Genomic DNA, 21,063 nt, shown 5'->3' on the forward strand with positions numbered 1-21,063 from the left:
GGAAACCCCCGATGACCCTCGAAGCCATCCTTGCCTATCTGCACCTGCTGGCCATCCTGACCATGGTGGTCTTCATCGCCAGCGAGGCCGCGCTGTGCCGCGTCGAGTGGCTCAACGCCGCGGTGGTCGAGCGCCTGGCCAAGGTCGACAGGGTCTACGGCATCGCCGCGGTGGCGGTGATCGCCACCGGCGTGGCGCGCACCTGGTGGGGCATGAAGGGCACGGCCTGGTACTGGACCAATCCGTTGCTGCACCTGAAGCTCACGCTGTTCGTCATCGTCGGCGTGATCTCGATCTTTCCGACGATTCGCTACCTGCGCTGGCGCCAGGCGCTGCGCACCACCGGCGCACTGCCGGCCGAGGCCGAGATCCGCAAGACCCGCAAGCTGGTGATGATCCAGGCGCACATCATCGCGGTCATCCCGCTGGCGGCGGTGTTCCTGGCGCGCGGCTTCGGCAAGTAGCGCTGCGCATCAGGCCAGGGATACCGCGGAACCGGCTTTGCCGGGCCGCTGGTGTTGCCCCCGGTAGGGGGTGGGCGCCCTGACACGAAGTGCAGGGCAACCTGGGGGCGAGCTCAAGCTCCCGCTTCGCACTTCTTCATGAAGCTCGTCTTGGCGGCGCCGGCCAGCGGCTTGCCGTTCTTGTCGATCGCCTTGGCGGCGCAAGCCGGTGCGGCGGCGGCTGCGGTGTCCTTCTCGCACTTCTTGACGAAGCTGGTCTTGGCCGCGCCGCTCAGCTTCTTGTCCGCCGCCTGGGTGTCGCAGGGGGAAGCGTGCGCGATGCCGAACGACAGGGTGGCGCCCAGAGCCAGCAGGGAAAGGAGCTTTTTCATGATGTAGGAGTCCTTGGAAAGTCGGTTGAGACGGTGTTCCCCCGCCCCGGGGCTGTTCATCCTAACGGCCGACGTTCACTGTTGGATGACGTTCGTTACGGGTACGCCTTTTGGCCCCGGTAAAATCCCGCGATGCTATTGGTCAAACAGGAGCTGCTCGCGGCGCTCGCGAACACGCTCGAATCCCTCTCGCCCGGCGCCGGCAGCAAAGCCGCGTTCGAGTCGCCCAAGGTGGCGGCCCATGGCGATTTCGCCAGCACCGCCGCCATGCAGTTGGCCAAGCCGCTGCAGCGCAAGCCGCGCGAGCTGGCCGAACAGCTGGCGGCCGCGCTGCAGGCCACGCCCGCCTTCGCCCAATGGGTCGAGGCGGTCGAGATCGCCGGCCCCGGCTTCCTCAACATCCGCCTCAAGACCGCGGCCCGCCAGCAGGTGGTGCGCGAGATCCTCCAGGCCGGCGCCGCCTTCGGCAGCCAGCCCGCGCGCGACGAGCGGGTGCTGGTCGAGTTCGTCTCGGCCAACCCGACCGGCCCGCTGCACGTCGGCCACGGCCGCCAGGCGGCGCTGGGCGACGCCATCTGCAACCTGCTCGCCACGCAGGGCGACAAGGTCTGGCGCGAGTTCTACTACAACGACGCCGGCGTGCAGATCCAGACCCTGGCCACCAGCACCCAGCTGCGCGCCAAGGGCGTCAAGCCGGGCGACCCCGAGTGGCCCGAGCAGGCCTACAACGGCGAGTACATCGCCGACATCGCGGCCGACTTCAAGGCCAGGAAGACCGTGCGCTCGGACGACCGCGAATACACCGCCAGCGGCGACGTCGAGGACATCGACTCGATCCGCCAGTTCGCGGTGGCCTACCTGCGCCACGAGCAGGACCTCGACCTGAAGGCCTTCCAGGTCCGGTTCGACAACTACTACCTGGAGTCCAGCCTCTACACCAGCGGCCGGGTCGCCGCCACGGTGCAGAAGCTGGTCGATGCCGGCAAGACCTACGAGCAGGACGGCGCGCTGTGGCTCAAGTCGACCGACTACGGCGACGACAAGGACCGGGTCATGCGCAAGGGCGATGGCAGCTACACCTATTTCGTGCCCGACGTCGCCTACCACATCGCCAAGTGGGAGCGCGGCTTCCACAAGGTGGTCAATATCCAGGGCACCGACCACCATGGCACGATCGCGCGGGTGCGTGCCGGCCTGCAGGCGGCCGGGGTCGGCATCCCCGCGGGCTATCCCGACTACGTGCTGCACACCATGGTGCGCGTGGTGCGCGGCGGCGAAGAGGTCAAGATCAGCAAGCGCGCCGGCAGCTACGTCACTTTGCGCGACCTGATCGAATGGACCAGCACCGATGCGGTGCGCTTCTTCCTGCTGAGCCGCAAGCCCGACACCGAATACACCTTCGACATCGACCTGGCGCTGGCGCAGAACAACGACAACCCGGTGTACTACGTCCAGTACGCCCACGCGCGCATCTGCTCGGTGCTGGCGGCCTGGGGCGGTGACCCGGCGAGCCTCGAAGGCGCCGACCTGTCGCCGCTCGAAAGCCCGGCGTCGCAGGCGCTGCTGCTGCAACTGGCCAAGTACCCCGCGATGCTGACCGCCGCGGCCAAGGATTTCGCGCCCCACGATGTCACGTTCTACCTGCGCGAGCTGGCCGCCAGCTACCACAGCTACTACGACGCCGAGCGCATCCTGGTCGACGACGAGCCGGTCAAGCGGGCCCGGCTGGCGCTGGTCGCCGCGACCGCGCGGGTGCTGCACAATGGCCTCGCTGTTCTGGGCGTCAGTGCGCCGCAGAAGATGTGATTCCTCTCTCCACCATGAAACAAAGACAAAGCGGCAACATCGTCATCGGGTTGATCATCGGCCTGGTGCTCGGCCTGGGCATCGCGCTCGGCATCGCGGTCTACGTGACCAAGGTGCCGATCCCGTTCATGACCAAGACCCAGCGCGGTGGCGCCGAACAGGACGAAGCCGAGGCGCGCAAGAACCGCGACTGGGACCCCAATGCGCCCCTGGCGGGCAAGGCCGGCGCGCCGGGCCGTGGTCCGGCGACCGCGGCCCCGGTTCCGGCCACCGCTCCTGCAACGGCCGCGGCGCCGCCCACGGCCCCGGTGCCGGTGGTGGTGGCCCCCGGCAGCACCGCCACGCCGCGGCCGCCGCGGACCGCGCCGGCGCCGGCGGAAGCCAATGCGCTGCCGCCCTCGAACGACCCGATCGGCGATCTCGCCAAGGCGCGCAGCGGCTCGGGCAGCGGCGCGGCGGCGGCCGGCACCGGGACCGATCCCTTCATGTACTTCGTCCAGGCGGGTGCTTTCCGAACCCAGGAAGATGCCGACGCCCAGCGCGCCAAGCTCTCGCTGATGGGCGTCGAGGCGCGCGTGACCGAGCGCGAGCAGGCGGGCCGCACGGTCTACCGGGTGCGCGCGGGTCCGTTCAACAAGAAGGACGACGCCGACCAGCTCAAGGAGCGCCTGGACAGCGGAGGCCTCGAATCCGCCCTCGTCCGCGTCCAGCGCTAGAAAATGGCCCCCACGCTCCCCCACTTCGTGTGGGTCGCTGCCCCCCGAAGGGGGCCGCAGGCCGCCTTGGGGCGGCCCCGCGCCGGCCTCTTCACCGATCTTTACTTCGTGCGCCCGGGGAACTCCACCCCGGTTCGCGGGCTCTTTCTGCCGACAGGAGAATTTCCAAATGCAACGTCGTGACTTTTCTTTGGCCGCTGCCTCGCTGGCCCTTCTTCCGCTGGCCAGCCCTTCGCATGCGCAGGGCCGTGCCTTCAAGGCCGGCACCGACTACATCGTGCTCGGCAAGCCGGCACCGGTCGATGCGCCGGCCGGCAAGGTCGAAGTGATCGAGTTCTTCTCGTTCAACTGCCCGCACTGCGCGGCCTTCGAGCCGAAGGTCGAGCCCTGGATCAAGCAGCTGCCGCCGCATGTCGCGTTCCGGCGGGTGCCGGTGCCCTTCGTCGGCAACGACACCGACGCCAAGGCGCGCTTCTACTATGCGCTGGAGGCCATGGGCAAGGCCGACGAATTCGTGCCCAAGGTCTTCCAGGCGATCCACCAGCAGCGCCTGAACCTGACCGGCGACGCCGCGATCCAGGCCTGGGTCGACAAGCAGCCGGGCCTCGATGCGAAGAAGTTCGCCGAGCTTTTCAAGTCCTTCTCGGTGGTCGGCAAGGCCAAGCGCGCCGCCCAGCTGACGACCGACTACCAGGTCGCCGGCGTGCCCGCCCTGGGCGTGGCCGGCCGCTGGTATGTCGACGGCGACACCGCCGGCTCGCTCGACCGCGCCTTGCAGACGGTCGATTTCCTGGTCACGGAAGCCCGCAAGGGCTGAGCGAAGGGCGGCGCCGCCGCCACATTTCCGTTCACGAAGCCCGCATCCGCGGGCTTTTTCGTCAAGGCCGCGCGAGGCGGCGTCCCGCGGACGCTTACAATCGCAGAGCAAGTTTCGTGCCTCTATGACATTTCCCTTACGCTCTTCCCCCCGCCGTCGTCCTGTGCGCGTGCTGATGCTCGCCCTGGCGCTGGCCGGTTTCGCATCGCTGGCCCCGGCCGAGCAGGCCGACCGGAGCAAGCCGATGAACATCGAGGCCGACAACATGCGCTACGACGACCTCAAGCAGACCAGCGTGTTCACCGGCAACGTGGTCGTCAACAAGGGCACGATCCAGATCCGCGGCACCCGGATCGACGTCCGCCAGGATCCCGAGGGCTACCAGTACGGCGTCGTCACGGCCGAACCGGGCAAGCTGGCCTACTTCAAGCAGAAGCGCAACAGCGGCACCGACGAGTGGATCGAGGGCGAGGGCGAGGTGATCGAATACGACAGCCGCGCCGACAACGTGAAGTTCATCCGCCGCGCGGTCATGCGCCGCCTGATCGGCGCCACCCCCAACGACGAGAGCAGCGGACCGCTGATCGTCTACGACCAGAGCAACGACACCTTCACGGTGAATGGTTCGTCGCTGCCGCCGAATGCCGGCGTCTCGACCCAGGCGAGCGGCCGGGTCAAGGCGATCCTCACGCCCAAGGCGGCCGCGGCACCCGCAACCCCCGGCGCCAAGCCGGCGGCGCCGGCCACCACGCCGGCGCCGGGCAACAGCCTGCGTTCCACCACCACGCTGGGCGGAGACTCCAAGCAGTGATCGAAACAGCCGGGATGAGTGTCAGCGACAGCCAGCCGGGCAGCCGGCTGGAAGCGCGCAGCCTGCAGAAGAGCTATGGCAGCCGCACGGTCGTCAAGGACGTGTCGCTGGCGGTGCAGAAGGGCGAAGTGGTCGGACTGCTGGGCCCCAACGGCGCCGGCAAGACCACCTCGTTCTACATGATCGTCGGGCTGGTGCGGGCCGATGCCGGCGAGATTTCGATCGATGGCGAGCCGATCGCCCACATGCCGATCCATCGCCGCGCCCGCATGGGCCTGAGCTACCTGCCCCAGGAGGCCTCGATCTTCCGCAAGCTGACGGTCGAGGAAAACGTCCGCGCGGTGCTCGAGCTGCAGGCCGAGCCCGACGAACGCGGCCGGATGGTGCCGCTCGACAAGGCCCGCATCGAGGAGCGCCTGGGCGAGCTGCTGGCCGACCTCCGGGTCGACCACCTGCGCGATTCGTCGGCGCTGTCGCTGTCCGGCGGCGAGCGCCGCCGGGTCGAGATCGCCCGCGCCCTGGCGACCCAGCCGCGCTTCATCCTGCTGGACGAACCCTTCGCCGGCATCGACCCGATCGCGGTGATCGAGATCCAGCGGATCATCAGTTTCCTGAAGGAGCGCGGCATCGGCGTGCTCATCACCGACCACAACGTGCGTGAAACGCTGGGCATCTGCGATCACGCGTTCATCATCAGCGACGGGCATGTGCTGGCACAAGGCACGCCTTCGGAGATCGTCGACAACGCCGAGGTACGACGCGTGTACCTGGGCGAGCACTTCCGGATGTAGGAGCCCAATCTCGATGAAGCAGGGGCTTTCGCTTCGCGTCTCTCAGCACCTGGCGCTCACGCCGCAGCTGCAGCAGTCGATCCGGCTGCTGCAGCTCTCCACGCTCGAGTTGAGCCAGGAGGTCGAGCAGATGCTCGACGACAACCCGTTCCTCGAACGCACGGCCGAGGAAGCCGCGCGCGAGGAATTCGGCCTCGAGAGCGCCGATACGCCGGTGCGCGACGAAGATCGCCAGGCCGAATTCAACGGCGATGGCGACGGCGACTTCACGCCCGGCCCCTCGGCGCCCGCCGCCGAGGTCGCGGTGTCCGCCGAGGTTGCCGAGCCCGCCACCCTGGACGCGGTCGACGGCGAGCCCGACTGGGAGGGTGACGGCACGGTCGACATGGCGCCCGACGACAGCGAGTGGGGCAGCGATGCGCCCGCGCGCACCAACAACCTGGGCGACGACGAGCGCACCGATGCCACCGAATTGGCGCGCAGCCAGGAGTCGCTGCAGTCCTTCCTGCACCGCCAGGCGCTGGGCCTGCGGCTCAGCGAGACCGACCGTGCGGCGCTGCGCTTCCTGATCGAATCGCTCAACGACGACGGCTACCTCGAGGATTCGCTGCCGGCGCTGGCCTCGGGCCTGGCCGGCGACGACAACGACCAGTTCGACGACCTGGTGCATCACTTCCAGGTCGCGCTCGGCCTGCTGCAGAGCCTGGAGCCGGCCGGTGTCGGCGCGCGCAACCTGGGCGAGTGCCTGACGATCCAGCTGCGCGCCCTGGCGCAGCCCGACGATGACGCCGACGAGGCGCAGGTGCGCAAGACCGCGATCGCGATCTGCAAGCAGCCGATGGAACTGCTCGCGCGGCGCGACTTCAAGCGGCTGGCGACGCTCACGCGCAGCAACGAGGAAGAGGTCCGCGCGGCGCTGCAGCTGATCGCGCGGCTCGAGCCCAAGCCGGGCCGCCGCTTCGTCGACGTCGAGCGCAACGTGGTGATACCCGACGTGATCGTGACGCGCATCGGCAACGGCACCCACACCAGGTTCCGCGTCATGCTCAACCCCGAGGTCATGCCGCGGCTGCGGGTGCACGACATCTACGCCGGCGCGCTCAAGCAGCACAAGGGCGAAGGCAGCCAGGCGCTGTCGCAGCGGCTGCAGGAGGCGCGCTGGTTCATCAAGAACATCCAGCAGCGCTTCGACACCATCCTGCGGGTGTCGAACGCGATCGTCGAGCGGCAGAAGAGCTTCTTCGTGCACGGCGAGCTGGCGATGCGGCCGCTGGTGCTGCGCGAGATCGCCGACGAGCTCGGCCTGCACGAATCCACCATCAGCCGCGTGACCACCGCCAAGTACATGGCGACGCCCTACGGCACGGTCGAGCTCAAGTACTTCTTCGGCTCGGCGCTCGGCACCGAGACCGGGGGCAACGCCTCCAGCACCGCGGTACGGGCGCTGATCAAGCAGTTCGTGAGCGCCGAAGACCTGAAGAAGCCGCTGTCGGACAGCCAGATCTCCGAGATGCTCAAGGAGCAGGGGATCGAATGCGCGCGCCGCACGGTGGCGAAGTACCGCGAGGCCCTGCGCATCGCGCCGGCCAATCTGCGCAAGGCCCTCTAGGGATGCTTCACCGCCCGGGCCTGCTGGCGCGCTGGTGGCGGCTCGGCCTGGCGCTGGTGGCGACGATGCTGCTGGCCAGCGGCTGCGCGATGCTGCCGGCCGAGTTCGAGCGCCAGCCCTCGAGCGCGATCGCGGCCTCCGCGGAGACCACGCTGGGCCGGATCGCCAAGGCCTCCTCGCCCGACCCGGACCTGAGCGGTTTTCGGCTCATGCCCGGCGGCGATTTCGCCCTCGACACCCGCTTGCAGCTCGCGCGCCGCGCCGAGCGCACGCTCGACGTCCAGTACTACCAGATCGAGAACGACGAGACCGGCCGCTACTTCCTGCGCGCCCTGCGTGACGCGGCGCTGCGCGGCGTGCGCGTGCGGCTGCTGATGGACGACCTCTACACCTCCGGAGAGGACGAACTGCTGCTCGCGCTGGCCGCGACGCCGAACCTCGAGCTGCGGCTGTTCAACCCGTTTCCGGCCGGCCGCGGCAGCATGCTGCAGCGCTTCTCCAGCTCGCTGTTCGACTTCGATCGGGTGAACCGGCGGATGCACAACAAGCTCTTCATCGCCGACGGCGCGATGGCGGTGGCGGGCGGCCGCAACATCGGGAACCAGTACTTCACGCAGACCGCCGGCGCGAACTTCCTGGATATCGACACCTTCGTTGCCGGCGCCCTCGTGAAGCGCCTCGGCAGCCTGTTCGACCTGTTCTGGAATAGCCCCTACGTGCGGCCGATCGGGACCGTGATCGGCTCCCCGCTGCCGCCGGCGGAACTGCAGCAGCGCTTCGATCAGGCCACGGGCCCCGCCACGACGCCGGCGCCGCGCCCACCGGCACCCAACGACGTGCTGGGCTACGCGCCGCTCGGGCCGGAGCTGAAGGACGGCGCCCGGCTCGACCTGATCTGGACCTTGGCCGAGGCCTATGCCGACGCCCCCGACCGGGTCGTCGGCAAGACCGCGTCGTACGGCGGCGTGCCGCTGCTCGATGTCGACAGCGTGCGCTACAACGTGATCGAGCAGATGCGGCGCTCGCGCTCCGAAGTCACGCTGGTGTCGCCCTACCTGATCCCGGGCAAGGCCGGTCTCGAGGTCATGCGCGAGATCCGCGGGCGCGGGGTGCGCATCAGCGTCGTCACCAATTCGCTCGCCGCCACCGACGAGCCGGTGGTCCACACCGGCTACCGGCGCTACCGGCCCGACATGCTGCGGCTCGGCGTCGAGATCTACGAATTGAGTTCGGCGCGCACCAAGCGCAGCGTGCGGCTCGGGCTGTTCGGCTCGCAGGTCGGCCGCCTGCACGCGAAGGCGGCGATCTTCGATCGGCGCTCGCTGTTCCTGGGCTCGATGAACTTCGATCCGCGCTCGGACACCCACAACACCGAGATCGGGCTTTTCATCGCCAGCCCCGAGCTGGCGCAGCAGGTCCTGAAGCTGCTCGACGTGCTCAAGCAGCAGGGCGCCTACCGGGTGCGCTTCGCCAAGGGCGGCGAAAAGCTCGAATGGGTCACGTCGGAAGACGGGGCCGACCAGGTGCTGACGGTCGAGCCCGACTCGGACCTGTGGGACCGCCTGATGCTGGAGCTGCTCGCGCCGCTGGCGCCGGAGAGCCTGCTGTAGAAGGACGTCCGGCCGGCCGTCGAGCCCAGGTGGAGGCGATGCGGACTTGACTCACTTCGACGATTGTTTGCGCGGGTCGAACGTGGGGAAGCCTGGTTCTCGGGTCTGCGCCAAGCCCCAGTGGTAGCCGTTGATGTCCGCGATGAGGGCGAACCGATCCCCCCAGGGGGCGTCACGGGGCGGCTCGAGCACCGTTCCGCCAGCAGCTCTCGCACGTGCAGCCACCGCATCCACGTCGTCTACGTAGAGGTAGAAGTAGGATGTGTGCTGCCTGGGGTCGGCGAAAGAGATCGGCGCCAATGTCGGGCGGCCACCGACGTTCTCCGGCACGAACATGAGCGCCAGTTCGCCGTGATAGTCCATCTCGACGTGCACGGGAAGGCCATCCTTGAGGTTTTCGTAGCGCAGCTTGAAGCCGAAGGTCTGAGTGTAGAACTGCTTGCTGGCGGCGACGTTCTTGACTGTCAGGTGGGGCGTGATCAGCCGGGAAGACAGCCACGGCGAGCCCGTCGTACTCGCGTGTCGGGTCTGCGCATTGCTCGATGCAATGGCAACGCTTGCACCCGTCAGTGACGCAGCAAGCAAGAAGACGCTGAAGAAATTCACTTGATGATCTCCTGTGGAATAAAAGAACACATGCGGGATCTGCCTCGAGGCGATCCCACCGGACCCGCGGCTCAAAGCTTGGTTCGATCCGCCACGTACTCGCCAAGCCGGTCGATGTCGTTGACCACGATCGTGCGCCCCTCCAGGCTGAGCAGCCCGCGGTCGGCCAGTTCGCGGAAGTGGCGCGACAGGGTCTCCGGCGTGAGGTTGAGCTGCGCCGCGACCACGTTCTTGTGCATCGACAGCTCGATCTTGGCGGGCGTCATGCTGCCCGGTGGCAGCAGGCGCAGCAGGTAGGTCACCAGCCGCGCGGCAGGGGGCTGCAGCGAGAAGCACTCGATGTCGTCGACCACGTTGCGCATCCGCATCGACAGGCTGGCGAGCATGCGCATCGCGAAGCGGCTGTCGCTCTCGATCAACCGCACGATCGCATCGCGCGGAAGGTAGAGCAGCAGGCTGTCTTCGAGCGCCTGCGCAGTGAGGTAGTACGGGCGCTCCAGCAGCATCGTGATGTCTCCGAAGCTGCCGCCGGCAGTGACGATGTCCAAAGGCTTGTCGACGCCCTGCGAAGACACCAGGGACAGCTTGACCTTGCCCGACACCAGCATGTGGAAGCCCTCGCAGGGGTCGCCTCGCTTGAAGAGCACCTTCCGGCGTTCGGCGTGCACGGTTCGAACCGATGGCACGAGCGCATCGAGGTCCGCCTGCCTGACCTCCAGGAACAGAGGCAGGTTGCGGAGAATTTCAAGGTAGCGTTGTGTGGGGGCTGTCACTCGAGCGGGTTCCAGGGACCTGGCGATCATCAGCCGGATGCGCCCAGCACGACACCGGGCGGAAGGCTTCTCTTGCGTTCGCGCCACCAGAGGATGCCGCCACAGGCGAAGACGATCGCCTGCGTACCGATGAGCAGAGCGAAGCCGGCGAAGAATCCGGCGGCCGCGCCGCCCGATCCGTCGGTGTTGGCGGAAACCGAGCCGATCACGATGCTCATCAGCGCCGGCATGAAGCCGGCCACCAGGCTGCCCGTGCCATTGACGACGCCGAAGGCGCTGGCAACGTGTTCCGGCCTGGAGAAGTACTGCACCGTGCTCGGAATGGCCGGGCTCAGCAGGCCCCAGCAGAAGCTGGCGGCGATCAGGCAGTAGGTGGCCGAATAGCCGTCTTCGACGTTGATGGCCAGCAGCACCGACAGCGCGACGCCGACGCTGGCGGCCATGAAGACCAGCGGCACCTGCGGGCGGTCGATGCGGTCGAGCAGGATGCCTCCGAGCAGGACCGCCAGCACCGTGGCGTACTGCGGCAGGGAGGCGAGCCAGCCCATTTCCGCGCGGCTGAAGCCGCGTGCCTGCTCCAGGTAGGCAGGCAGCCAGTTGCTGGCGCCCCACAGGTAGGCGAGCGCCGCCGAGGTGAGCACCGTGATCAACATCAGGTGGCGCGTCTGGAGGGCGCCCTTGATGATGCCCTGGATCTGGCCGAGGGCGGCGCCGACGGATTCCGGCCGGGCCTGGTTGCCGATGGTCTTGGGCATGTGGATGAAGGCGAAGACGAGCGGAATGCCCAGTGCGACGTTCATCAGGCCCAGCAGGTAGAACGAGGTCTGCCACTGGAAGTGCACCAGCATCAGGCTGATCAGCGGGAAGCCGACGGCCAGGCCGAGGCCGGTGCCCATGTTCACGAAGGCATTCGGCTTGCCGTTCTCGCGGTCTTCGAAATGCGCCTTGATGTAGGCGGAGGCGAGCGAGAAGAGCGGGCCTTCGGAGACGCCGAGCAGGACCCGCGACGCCAGCAGGCTGCCATAGCTGTCGAACGAGGGCGATATCGCCGTCACCCCGCCCCAGATCAGGAGTCCGCCGAGCAGGCTGTTGCGCACCCCGAAGAGCGCGGCGCAGAAAGGCGTGAAGATGAATGCCGAGATGCCGTAGCCCAGCATGAAGGCGGTGGCCAGGAAGCCCTGTCTGCCCTTGTCGTCGAGCGTCAGCCCGATGTGCTCCAGGAAGTCGGCGTTGTTGAACAGGATGGCGATGTTGATGCGGTCGATGTAGGAGATGGCAACGACGACGAACAGCGTGGTGATGCCGTACCACCGCATGGAACTCTGTGATTTCATGTGTCTCCCCGCCTGAATGGTGGCAGTGGCCTCGGCGGCCTGCTGGATTTGTTCTTGACCCGGATCGGCCGCGTGGGCTCGAAACGAAGATTCGCCGGCGCTTCGGAAGAAGCCGGGCCGGCGAATCGGGACCGCGCTGGCGGGCTCGCCTACTTGGTCAGCCAGATGGCGTCTTCGACGCTCGAGAAGATGCCTTCGGGTGCCACCGGGATCTTGCCGCTGGAGGAGTCCTCGATGACGCGGCGCTTGATGTCCTCGAGTTCCTGGATGCTCTTGTGGTACGACACCATGACCATCTGGCCGATCGGGCCGCCGATGCGGACATGGACCTCGGCATTGGTGCCGTAGGCCTTGTTGACTGCGGCGGCGCGGCCCTTGACGAATTCGAAAGCCTCGGCCTGCTTGCCGGGCAGCGGAGTTCCGATGCGGGTGAATACAACGCTCATGATCAATCCCTTGTTATGGCTGTGTGACGATATCGGCGGGGCGGTGGATCCGTGACCGGATCGCGCCTCTGCCTCCCTGCAGCCGATCCGCTGAGGATCGACTACGGTGTAGCGTACGTTTGCCACTTCCCGGCGTGAACGGGTCGCCTTGATTCAAATCAAGCGATCCGGCGCCTGCGACTAGAGGAAAACCATGGGTGAATGCAACGCGAATGCAAACGTCGATCGCGCTGCCCGCCGACTCACTGAATATTGACCGCCTCGACCTGCACCAGCAGCCGGACCTTGTCCTCGAAGCCGAAGGCCAGGCCCCAGCTGATGCCCCACTGGCTGCGCTCGACCGTGGTCTCGAAGTCGCCGCCGCAGATCTGGCGATTGATCAGCGGGCTCAGGTAGCAGTTGAAGCGGTTGGCCTTGAGCAGCACCGGGCGGGTCTGGCCCATCAGGGTCAGCGTGCCGTTGACCTGCGTGACCTTGTCGCCGCTGAAGTCGATCTGGCCGGCGACGAAGCGGGCGATCGGAAACTCGGCGACGTTGAAGAAGTCCTTGCTCATCAGGTGCCGGTTGAGCAGGTCGACGCCGGTGTTGATGGAGCTGATGTCCATCGTGATGTCGACCTTGCCGGTGCTGCCCGACGGGTCGATCTTGATGCTGCCGTCCTTGGTGCTGAAGCGGCCGCGGTTGGTGGTGGTGCCGTAGTGGCCCATCTCGTAGTTGACGAAGGTGTGGGTCGGGTCGACCACGTAGGTGGCGCCCTTGACCGGGCCGCCTGCCGGCTTGGCGGCGGCTTCGGGTGCCTGCTGGGCGCCGGCCAGTGCCGCCGCGGTCGTCAGGGCGGCGAGAGTGAGCATTTTCTTCATGACGAGCTTTCGGATGGACGTGGCGAAGGTGGCGGGTTCACAGCGGACCGAGTCCGGCCAGCACCAGCTTGAAGCGGACCTGGACGTCGTCGGCCACCACCGACGTGTCGGTCCATTCGCCGTCGCCGATCTTGTAGGCGAGGCGCTGGATCGTAAGGCTTCCGCTCGCGGTCGACTGGCCGGCCGACTGCGTGATCTCGACCGGCACCAGCGCGTCCCGGGTGCTGCCCTTGATCGTCAGCTTGCCGGCGATCTCGAAACGGCCGCCGCCGAGCGCCTTGATCGTGCTGGAGCGGAACTCGGCCTTGGGGAAGTGCTGGCTGTCGAACCAGGCCGCCTTGGGCAGTTCGGCGTCGCTCTGCGGAATGCCCAGGCTGGCGCTGGCGACCTCGATCTCCAGTGCCACGCTGCCGCCTTCGGGCTTGCGCGGATCGAAGGCCACCTGGGCGTCGAATTTCTTGAACGAGCCTTCCACCGGCACGCCCATCTGCCGGCTCACGAAGACGATCTGGCTCTGGGCCGGCAGCAGCTTTGCCGGCGTGACCGGTTCGGCGCCGGCCGCAGCGGCGGCGAGCAGCGCGGCCGCGCACAGCAGGTGGCGGCCCGGGAATGAAAAGGTCATGGCAGGCGATTCCGGTGTGGGAAGGGCGACATGCGATCGAGCAGGCCATCGCGGTCGATGAAATGGTGCTTCAGGGCGGCGGCCGCATGGACCCCGGCCACCGCGGCCAGGCTGAAGGCGCCGAGGGCGTGCAGCGGCTTCAGCACCGCTTCGGCGAAATCCTTGTCGACCGGCACGAAGTCCGGCAGAGGCAGCACGCCGAGCCAGACGATCGGGACACCGAGCGCCGAGCTGTAGGCCCAGCCCAGCAGGGGCACGGCGAAGAACAGCAGGTAGAGCAGGGCGTGCAGCCCGCGGTGGGCGGCCAGCTGCCAGCCGGGCATGGCCGAGCGGATGGGCGCGGGCAGCGGCGGCGGCGGGTGCGACAGGCGCCACAGCAGCCGAACCGCCGACAGCGCCAGGATCGTGATGCCGGCCCACTTGTGCCAGTTGTAGAGCTTGAGGCGCAGCGGCGAGAAGGGCAGGCCGGTCATCGACAGGCCGACGCAGAAAGAGGTCAGGATCATCAGCGCCAGCAGCCAGTGGAGGGCGATCGCCACCGGCCCGTAGCGGGGGGCGTCGCGGGACTCGGCCGGGGATGACTGCAGCGCGGGGGACATGGCGGCAGCATAGGCGCTTCAGCGCTGCAAGCGCCGCAGCAATGCTTGCAGCGTGGCGGGCTGCACGGGCTTTCGCAGCGCCTGCCAGCCGCGCTCGTGCGCCAGCTGCCGGGTCGCGTCGTCGATGTCGGCCGAGACCAGCGCGATCGGCAGCGATGGGCGGCGGCGCTGGAGCTCGGTCGCCAGCGCGATGCCGTCAAGCTGGCCGGGCAGCCGGATGTCGCACAGCGCGATGTCGAAAGGCGCGAGGTCGGGCAGCGCGAGCGCTTCGGCCGCGCTGCCGCAGAGCTGCGGCCGGGCGCCCCACAGGCGCAGCAGCGCCGCGATGCCGTCCGCCACCACGGCGTTGTCCTCGACCACCAGCACGACCAGGCCGGGACGCGGCGGCTGCGGCGCCTGCGCGGCCTCGGCGTCCGCCACCGGTGTCGGCGCCAGCGGCACCCCCGGCGGGGCCGCGGGCAGCGCGAAGGCGAACACCGAGCCGCGCCCCGGCGCCGAGCGCAACGACATCTCGACGCCCAGCCTCAGCGCCAGCCGCCGGACGATCGCCAGGCCCAGGCCATGGCCGCGCTGCAGGTTGCGCTCGACGTTGCCCACCTGTTCGAAGTCGCCGAAGACGCGATCCTGGGCCTCCGGCGCGATGCCGATGCCGGCATCCCGGACCTCGATCCGCCAGCTCTCGCCGCGCTGGCGGCAGGCCAGCAGGACCCGCCCCCGGGGCGTGAACTTGAGCGCGTTGTCGACCAGGTTGCCGAGGATCCGGCGCAGAGCGACCAGGTCGGTCCAGACCACGGCCGTGGCCGGGCAGCGCACCCGCACGCGGCCGCTGCCGGCCTGCCGCGCGAACTCGTTCAAGAGCGGCGCCAGCGCGACCGCCACCGGCGCTATCGGGTCGGCGGCGGCCTCGATGCGGCCGATTTCGAGCAGCTGGTTGGTGAGCCCTTCGAGCGCCTGCTGGGCCCGCGACAGGGCGGCGACGGTGTTCATCACGCGGGCCATGTCCTCGCCCGCATGCAGCTGCTGGCGCAGCACCTCGGCTTGCAGGCCCATCGCCATCACCGGCTGGCGCAGGTCGTGGTTGGCGGCCGAGAAGAAGCGCAGCCGCTCGGCCTCGGCCTGCTGCGCTTCCCGCAGCCCGGCCAGCGCCTGCTGGCGCAGCGCGCTTTCGTTGTGGCGCAGGCCGATGTTCTCCTCGAGCTGGCGGGAGCGTTCCGACACCAGTTTCCAGACCATCGCCAGCAGGCCGATGCCGAGCAGCGACAGCACCTTCATGACCGGCGCACCCAGCGCCAGCCCCATGCCGATGACCGGTGCCAGCAGCAGCGCGATCGCGAGCTGCATCGCTGGCGTGTGGTAGGAGACCGAGAAGGCCGAGGACAGCGTCATCGCCATCACCACCAGGCCGATCATCAGCTGCGAGGTCGGATCCTGCGGGTTGAAGAGCAGGATCCCGGCCAGCCCGTGGGCGCCCTCGTGCAGCGCGATGCGCAGCGTGTGCTGGCGCAGCGCCGGCTGCAGGTTGTCGGCGGTCAGCGGCACCGGGAGCCGTTGCGGGAAGAAGCCGCGCCAGGCGGTGGTGGCCGCGATCAGCGCGAGCCAGGCGGCCGCGTGCGGCACCGAGTATTGCCAGGCGAACAGGGCCGCCACGCCGCAGTCGAGCAGGAACTGCACCCACAGCACCGGCCCGCTCGGTTGGGCGCTGAGCCGCAGCACCTCGCAGCGGATGGCGAATCGGTCCGCGCCGGCGGCCTCGGGGTGTGCGGGGGTGGGCGAGAAGCTCATCGGCCGGTCGACTATAGAACAGCCGACGGCTGGCCGGGCCCTGTCGAGGCGACAATCGCGGCGTGAACGATCTCTCGCTTTTTCTCCCTTGCGCCGCCGGCGTCGAGGATTTCCTGGCGCAGGAAGTGCATGCGCTGACCGGGCGCATGGGGCAGGACCTGCTCACCCTGCGCGGCGGCGTGCGGGTGCGCGCCGACTGGCGTGACGCGCTCAATCTCAATCTGCACAGCCGGCTGGCCCAGCGGGTGCTCATCGAACTCGCGCATGCGCCCTACCGCAGCGAGAACGACCTCTACGCGATCGCCAGCGGCGTCGCCTGGGAGATCTGGTTCACGCCGAAGCAGACTTTCAAGATCGAGACCACGGCCCAGCACAGCCCGCTGCAGAGCCTGAACTTCGCCACCCTGCGCATCAAGGACGCGATCGCCGACCGCTTCCGCGCCAAGGCGGGCGGCGTTCGGCCCAGCATCGAGACGCAGTGGCCCGACTGCCGCGTCTTCGCCCACCTCACGACCGACACCTGCACGCTCTACATCGACACCTCGGGCGAGCCGCTGTTCAAGCGCGGCTGGCGCCAGGACAAGGGCGATGCGCCGCTCAAGGAGACCCTGGCGGCGGCGATGCTGGCGGCCAGCGGCTGGTGGAACCCGGAAACCGGCGCGGTGGCCGCGCAGCCGCTCTACGACCCCTGCTGCGGCAGCGGCACGATCGCGATCGAGGCGGCGCAGATCGCCTCGGGCATCGCCGCCGGCTCGCTGCGGCGCTTCGGCTTCGAGAAGCTGCTGCCCTTCCAGCCCCATGTCTGGTCGGCCCTGAAGGCCGCGTCGGCGCCGGCGTCGCCGCCGCAGCCGCCGGCGATCTTCGGCTCCGACGTCTCGCACCGCATGGTCGACTTCGCCGAGCGCAACGCCGAGCGCGCCGGCGTGGCATCGGCGATCCAGTTCCGCGGCGGCGATGCCCTGCAGCGCATGCCGCCGGCCGAATCGGGCGTGATCGTGCTCAACCCGCCCTATGGCGAGCGGATCGAAGTCGGCGGCGTGGCCCGCGGCCGCGAGGATGCGCAGACCGAGGACGGCGGCGAGTTCTTCGTCCAGCTCGCGAGCCACTGGAAAAAGAACTACGCCGGCTGGACCGCCTGGGTGCTGACGCCCGAGCTGCAGCTGCCCAAGCGGATGCGCCTGAAGGAGTCGCGCCGGGTGCCGATGTGGAACGGGCCGATCGAGTGCCGGCTGTTCCGGTTCGACATGGTGGCGGGCTCCGCACGCGGCAAGGCCGCTTGAGACAGAATGCGGCCCACCCCGGGCCGCCGGCGCCCGACACAGGAACCTTCATGACCGATTTGTCCGCCTTCCCGATCACCAGGAAATGGCCCGCCACCCACCCCGACCGCCTGCAGCTCTATTCGCTGCCGACGCCCAACGGCGTCAAGGTGTCGATCATGCTCGAGGAGACCGGGCTCGCCTACGAGCCGCACCTGGTCAGCTTCGAGACCAACGACCAGATGTCGCCGGCCTTCCTCTCGATCAACCCGAACAACAAGATCCCGGCCATCCTCGATCCGAACGGTCCGGGCGGCGAGCCGCTGGCGCTGTTCGAATCGGGCGCGATCCTGGTCTACCTGGCTGACAAGACCGGCCAGCTGATCCCGCAGGATGCGGCCGGACGCTACCAGACCCTGCAGTGGCTGATGTTCCAGATGGGCGGCATCGGCCCGATGTTCGGCCAGCTCGGTTTCTTCAACAAGTTCGCCGGCAAGGCCTACGAGGACAAGCGACCGCGCGACCGCTACGTGGCCGAGTCGCGGCGCCTGCTCGGCGTGCTGGAGCAGCGCCTCGCCGGCCGCGCCTGGCTGATGGGCGATGCCTACACGATCGCCGACATCGCAACCTTCCCGTGGGTGCGCAACCTGATCGGCTTCTATGAGGCCGGCGATCTGGTCGGCTTTGCCGATTTCCCGAACGTGGGCCGCGTGCTGGAGGCCTTCCTGAAGCGCCCCGCGGTGGTGGCCGGGCTCAATATCCCCAAGCGCGGCTGAGCTTCCGGTGCGGGTCGTCATCGACACCAACATCGCGCTCGACCTGCTGGTGTTCGAAGACCCGGCCCAGGCGCCGCTGGTGGAAGCGCTGGCGGCCGGCGCGCTCGAATGGATCGCGACCGCCGCGATGCGCGACGAACTGGCGCGGGTGCTCGGCTATCCGCTGATCGCCCGCCGGCTGCAGGCCAGCGGGCGGCAGGCCGACGCGGTGCTGGCGGCCTTCGATGCCCGCACGCGCCGGATCGAGGGCGCGCCGCCGCGCGCACCCTGCGTGTGCAGCGATCCCGACGACCAGGTCTTCATCGATCTCGCCGTGGCGCATGGCGCGCGGCTGCTGAGCAAGGACCGCGCGGTGCTGTCGATGCGCAAGCGGCTGGCGGCCCGCGGCGTCGCGGTGTCGCCTGCGTTCTAGCTCCCGTACCAGCGCGCCAGCAGGCGCGCCACGGCCCGCACCCGCTGCGTGTCGCGGCCCCAGCGCCGGCCCGCGGGCAGGTGCCGCAGCCAGCGCATGCGCCCCGCCGCGATCGCCAGCCGGTCGCGCACGTCCTCGCTGGCCTGGTCCAGCACCTCGTGCCATTGCGCGGCGGCCGCATGCGGCGAGGCGGCGTCGACCAGCATCGCGGTGGAGTGCAGGTAGCTGAGCCAGTCGCGCGCTTGGCATTCGGCCAGCGGCAGCGTCTCGCCGGGATCGTCCTCGAAATCGATGTAGCCGATGGTGCCGTCGGGGCACTGCACGAGGTTGCGGTCGAAGGCCTGGCTCAGGTAGGTCTGGCGCGCATGCACGAGCGCGATCGCGGCCAGGCCTTCGCGCCAGGTCGCCAGCAGCGCCGCCGGCCCGGCGGCCGCCGCCTGGTCGAGCCGCTCCTGCAGCACCACAGGCGGGCGCCCGCTTTGCCCGAGGTCGGAGATCAGCAGCCCGTCGGCCTGCTGCGCCAGCACCGCCGGCACCCGCAGCCCGGCGGCGCCGAGCTCGCGCAGCCGTTCGGCCTCGATCGCGATCGCCGCCTCGCCGCCCGGATTCGGCACCGGCTTGAGCACGTCGAGCCGCAGCGCCCCGGCGATCGCCGCCAGCAGGTGGTAGCGCAGCTTGCCGTGGCGCGGTCCGGCCTTCTTGAGCCAGACGCGCTCGCTGCCGAAACGGTGGCTGGCCACGGCCTTCTCCTGCTGCGGCAAGGTGACGCGCAGGAATTCGGCGTAGTCCTCGGGCAGCGGCGGTGCGCCGGCTTCGAGCGGCGCCGGCGCGGAGGCCATGCTCTTGCGCATCTGTACGCGCGTGGATGCGCCTCGTCGGACGGGATTCATAGGGCCAGGGGCTGGAAGCTCTGGGCGCTGGCCAGCGGCCAGTAGGTGCGGAACACGTTGTGCTGGCCGTCGAGCGGCCCGAGCAGCGCGCCGGGCCGCACCTGCATCACCAGGTTGCTGAGCAGCCGCACCTCGGTGTCGGAGATGCGCCGCACGATGTGGTGGGCCGTGATCTGCTGCGGGTGGTCGAGGCCGGCGGCCTGCACCAGCTCCTGCAGCGCATGCAGCGTGCTGCGGTGGAAGTTGCGCACCCGGTCGGCCTTGGTCGGCACCACCAGCGCCTGCTGGCGCACCGGGTCCTGGGTGGTCACGCCGGTCGGGCAGAAGCCGGTGTGGCAGGCCTGGGCCTGGATGCAGCCCAGCGACATCATGAAGCCGCGCGCCGCGTTGCACCAGTCGGCGCCCAGCGCCATCATGCGTGCCAGGTCGAAGGCGGTGATCACCTTGCCGGCGCAGCCGATCTTGATGCGCTCGCGCAGGCCGACGCCGACCAGCGTGTTGTGCACCAGCAGCAGGCCCTCCTGCAGCGGCGCGCCGACGTGGTCGCTGAACTCGACCGGCGCCGCGCCGGTGCCGCCCTCGGCGCCGTCGACCACGATGAAGTCGGGCGTCAGGCCGGTCTGCTGCATCGCCTTGACGATCGCGAACCATTCCCAGGGGTGGCCGAGGCAGAACTTGAAGCCGGTGGGCTTGCCACCCGACAGCACGCGCAGCCGGGCGATGAAATGCATCATCTCGACCGGCGTCGAGAAGGCGCTGTGGGAGGACGGCGAGATGCAGTCCACGCCCACCGGCACGCCGCGCGCGGCCGCGATCTCGGCCGTGACTTTCGGCGCCGGCAGCACGCCGCCGTGGCCGGGCTTGGCGCCCTGGCTCAGCTTGATCTCGATCATCTTCACCTGCGGGTCGCGCGCGTTGGCGATGAAACGCTCCTCGCTGAAGGAGCCGTCGTCGTTGCGGCAGCCGAAGTAGCCCGAGCCGATCTCCCAGATCAGGTCGCCGCCGTGCACGCGGTGGTGCGAGGAGATCGAGCCCTCGCCGGTGTCGTGCGCGAAGCCGCCGAGGCGGGCGCCCTGGTTCAAGGCCAGGATCGCGTTGGCCGAGAGCGCGCCGAAGCTCATCGCCGAGATGTTGAACACGCTCGCGCTGTAGGGCTGGGTGCAGGTCTCGCCCGCGGGCGAGGCCGGGTTGGGCGTGCCGCCGATGACGATGCGGAAGTCGTGGTCGACCAGCTGGGTCGGCTGCATCGAGTGGTTGATCCACTCGTAGCCCGAGACCGTGACGTCGAGCTGGGTGCCGAAGGGCCGGTTGTCGGGTTCGCCCTTGCTGCGCTGGTAGACCAGCGAGCGCTGGGCGCGCGAGAACGGCGCCGCCTCGGCATCGCTTTCGATGAAGTACTGCCGCATTTCAGGGCGGATGTATTCCAGCAGGAAGCGCAGGTGGCCGATGACGGGATAGTTGCGCAGGATCGCGTGGCGGGACTGGCGCAGGTCGTGCACGCCGGTGCCGGTGAGCAGGCCGAAGACGGCCAGCGCCACCCAGGCAGCCCAGAGCTGCGGGGCCATCAGCACGGCCGCCAGGCTGGCGACCGCGCCGGCCGCGGACAGCGCGAACGCGGTGTAGCGCGCCGGGAACGGCGAAATCATCGGTGTCGAAATAGTGGGTCTCCGCAAGCCTTGCTGCATCATAGAGGGCTGCATTTGTAACGC

General features: G+C 69.0%; 22 protein-coding genes. 11 read left to right on the forward strand and 11 right to left on the reverse strand.

Features of this window, described 5'->3' with window-relative positions; genetic code table 11:
• Nucleotides 1-11: 11 nt before the first annotated feature.
• Nucleotides 12-464, forward strand: a complete 453-nt coding sequence (locus AC1DF3_RS12195) for a DUF2214 family protein (RefSeq protein WP_478139761.1) — start codon at nt 12-14, stop codon at nt 462-464.
• A gap of 113 nt (nt 465-577) precedes the next feature.
• On the opposite strand, the gene AC1DF3_RS12200 is transcribed toward AC1DF3_RS12195, so the two are convergent.
• Nucleotides 578-835 (reverse strand): hypothetical protein, encoded by a 258-nt coding sequence (locus AC1DF3_RS12200; RefSeq protein ID WP_286533590.1) that lies wholly within the window; start codon nt 833-835, stop codon nt 578-580.
• A 132-nt stretch (nt 836-967) separates the two neighbouring features.
• Here AC1DF3_RS12200 and argS point away from each other — a divergent pair, with 132 nt between their 5' ends.
• From argS to AC1DF3_RS12235, 7 genes are all read left to right on the forward strand, one after another.
• Entirely contained in the window at nt 968-2,641 is a 1,674-nt protein-coding gene (gene argS, locus AC1DF3_RS12205) for an arginine--tRNA ligase (protein WP_478139762.1), read from the forward strand.
• Between the two features lie 14 nt (nt 2,642-2,655).
• Nucleotides 2,656-3,357 carry an SPOR domain-containing protein gene (locus AC1DF3_RS12210; RefSeq protein ID WP_286533593.1) on the forward strand — a complete coding sequence of 234 codons (702 nt, stop codon included), beginning with the start codon at nt 2,656-2,658 and terminating at the stop codon, nt 3,355-3,357.
• 169 nt (nt 3,358-3,526) lie between these two features.
• A complete protein-coding gene (locus AC1DF3_RS12215) occupies nt 3,527-4,174 on the forward strand; it encodes a thiol:disulfide interchange protein DsbA/DsbL (RefSeq protein WP_286533595.1) in 648 nt (215 codons plus the stop codon).
• 124 nt (nt 4,175-4,298) lie between these two features.
• Nucleotides 4,299-4,985, forward strand: a complete 687-nt coding sequence (lptA, locus tag AC1DF3_RS12220; protein WP_286533596.1) for a lipopolysaccharide transport periplasmic protein LptA — start codon at nt 4,299-4,301, stop codon at nt 4,983-4,985.
• Nucleotides 4,986-4,999: 14 nt separating this feature from the next.
• Nucleotides 5,000-5,776 (forward strand): LPS export ABC transporter ATP-binding protein, encoded by a 777-nt coding sequence (gene lptB, locus AC1DF3_RS12225; protein WP_286533598.1) that lies wholly within the window; start codon nt 5,000-5,002, stop codon nt 5,774-5,776.
• A gap of 13 nt (nt 5,777-5,789) precedes the next feature.
• Nucleotides 5,790-7,385: an RNA polymerase factor sigma-54 gene (locus AC1DF3_RS12230; protein ID WP_478139763.1), complete on the forward strand. Its 1,596-nt coding sequence runs from the start codon at nt 5,790-5,792 to the stop codon at nt 7,383-7,385.
• A 65-nt stretch (nt 7,386-7,450) separates the two neighbouring features.
• Complete coding sequence (locus AC1DF3_RS12235) at nt 7,451-8,995, forward strand: phospholipase D family protein (RefSeq protein ID WP_478139804.1); 1,545 nt, start codon at nt 7,451-7,453, stop codon at nt 8,993-8,995.
• Nucleotides 8,996-9,046: 51 nt separating this feature from the next.
• Here AC1DF3_RS12235 and AC1DF3_RS12240 read toward each other — a convergent pair whose 3' ends face one another.
• From AC1DF3_RS12240 to AC1DF3_RS12275, 8 genes are all read right to left on the reverse strand, one after another.
• Nucleotides 9,047-9,544 carry a VOC family protein gene (locus tag AC1DF3_RS12240; protein ID WP_478139805.1) on the reverse strand — a complete coding sequence of 166 codons (498 nt, stop codon included), beginning with the start codon at nt 9,542-9,544 and terminating at the stop codon, nt 9,047-9,049.
• Between the two features lie 128 nt (nt 9,545-9,672).
• Nucleotides 9,673-10,374, reverse strand: a complete 702-nt coding sequence (locus AC1DF3_RS12245) for a Crp/Fnr family transcriptional regulator (RefSeq protein WP_286533603.1) — start codon at nt 10,372-10,374, stop codon at nt 9,673-9,675.
• Nucleotides 10,375-10,403: 29 nt separating this feature from the next.
• Complete coding sequence (locus tag AC1DF3_RS12250; RefSeq protein WP_478139764.1) at nt 10,404-11,708, reverse strand: MFS transporter; 1,305 nt, start codon at nt 11,706-11,708, stop codon at nt 10,404-10,406.
• 149 nt (nt 11,709-11,857) lie between these two features.
• Nucleotides 11,858-12,154 (reverse strand): hypothetical protein, encoded by a 297-nt coding sequence (locus AC1DF3_RS12255; RefSeq protein ID WP_286372042.1) that lies wholly within the window; start codon nt 12,152-12,154, stop codon nt 11,858-11,860.
• 242 nt (nt 12,155-12,396) lie between these two features.
• A complete protein-coding gene (locus AC1DF3_RS12260) occupies nt 12,397-13,014 on the reverse strand; it encodes a YceI family protein (RefSeq protein ID WP_478139765.1) in 618 nt (205 codons plus the stop codon).
• A gap of 37 nt (nt 13,015-13,051) precedes the next feature.
• Nucleotides 13,052-13,636 (reverse strand): YceI family protein, encoded by a 585-nt coding sequence (locus tag AC1DF3_RS12265; protein WP_478139766.1) that lies wholly within the window; start codon nt 13,634-13,636, stop codon nt 13,052-13,054.
• Nucleotides 13,633-14,235, reverse strand: coding sequence for a cytochrome b (locus tag AC1DF3_RS12270; protein WP_478139767.1), 603 nt, complete (start codon nt 14,233-14,235; stop codon nt 13,633-13,635). The genes AC1DF3_RS12265 and AC1DF3_RS12270 overlap by 4 nt, the downstream gene beginning before the upstream one ends.
• Nucleotides 14,236-14,253: 18 nt before the next feature.
• Complete coding sequence (locus AC1DF3_RS12275; protein WP_286533613.1) at nt 14,254-16,017, reverse strand: ATP-binding response regulator; 1,764 nt, start codon at nt 16,015-16,017, stop codon at nt 14,254-14,256.
• A gap of 62 nt (nt 16,018-16,079) precedes the next feature.
• Between AC1DF3_RS12275 and AC1DF3_RS12280 the strand changes: the two genes are divergently transcribed.
• Genes AC1DF3_RS12280 through AC1DF3_RS12290 form a run of 3 tightly spaced genes read left to right on the forward strand, consistent with a single transcriptional unit; the run spans nt 16,080 to nt 18,464 of the window.
• Nucleotides 16,080-17,297, forward strand: coding sequence for a THUMP domain-containing class I SAM-dependent RNA methyltransferase (locus tag AC1DF3_RS12280; protein WP_478139768.1), 1,218 nt, complete (start codon nt 16,080-16,082; stop codon nt 17,295-17,297).
• A gap of 50 nt (nt 17,298-17,347) precedes the next feature.
• Nucleotides 17,348-18,052, forward strand: coding sequence for a glutathione S-transferase N-terminal domain-containing protein (locus tag AC1DF3_RS12285; RefSeq protein ID WP_286533615.1), 705 nt, complete (start codon nt 17,348-17,350; stop codon nt 18,050-18,052).
• Nucleotides 18,053-18,059: 7 nt separating this feature from the next.
• Nucleotides 18,060-18,464 carry a putative toxin-antitoxin system toxin component, PIN family gene (locus AC1DF3_RS12290; protein WP_286533616.1) on the forward strand — a complete coding sequence of 135 codons (405 nt, stop codon included), beginning with the start codon at nt 18,060-18,062 and terminating at the stop codon, nt 18,462-18,464.
• On the opposite strand, the gene AC1DF3_RS12295 is transcribed toward AC1DF3_RS12290, so the two are convergent.
• A complete protein-coding gene (locus tag AC1DF3_RS12295) occupies nt 18,461-19,354 on the reverse strand; it encodes a BUD32 family EKC/KEOPS complex subunit (protein WP_478139769.1) in 894 nt (297 codons plus the stop codon). The two genes, AC1DF3_RS12290 and AC1DF3_RS12295, sit on opposite strands and share 4 nt — an antisense overlap.
• The gene (locus tag AC1DF3_RS12300; protein ID WP_478139770.1) at nt 19,351-21,000 is read right to left on the reverse strand and encodes an FMN-binding glutamate synthase family protein; all 1,650 of its coding nucleotides are present in this window, start codon (nt 20,998-21,000) and stop codon (nt 19,351-19,353) included. Before AC1DF3_RS12300 ends, AC1DF3_RS12295 begins: the two co-directional genes overlap by 4 nt.
• Between the last annotated feature and the right edge of the window lie 63 nt (nt 21,001-21,063).

The organism is Variovorax sp. 10N432 (genome assembly GCF_056394465.1).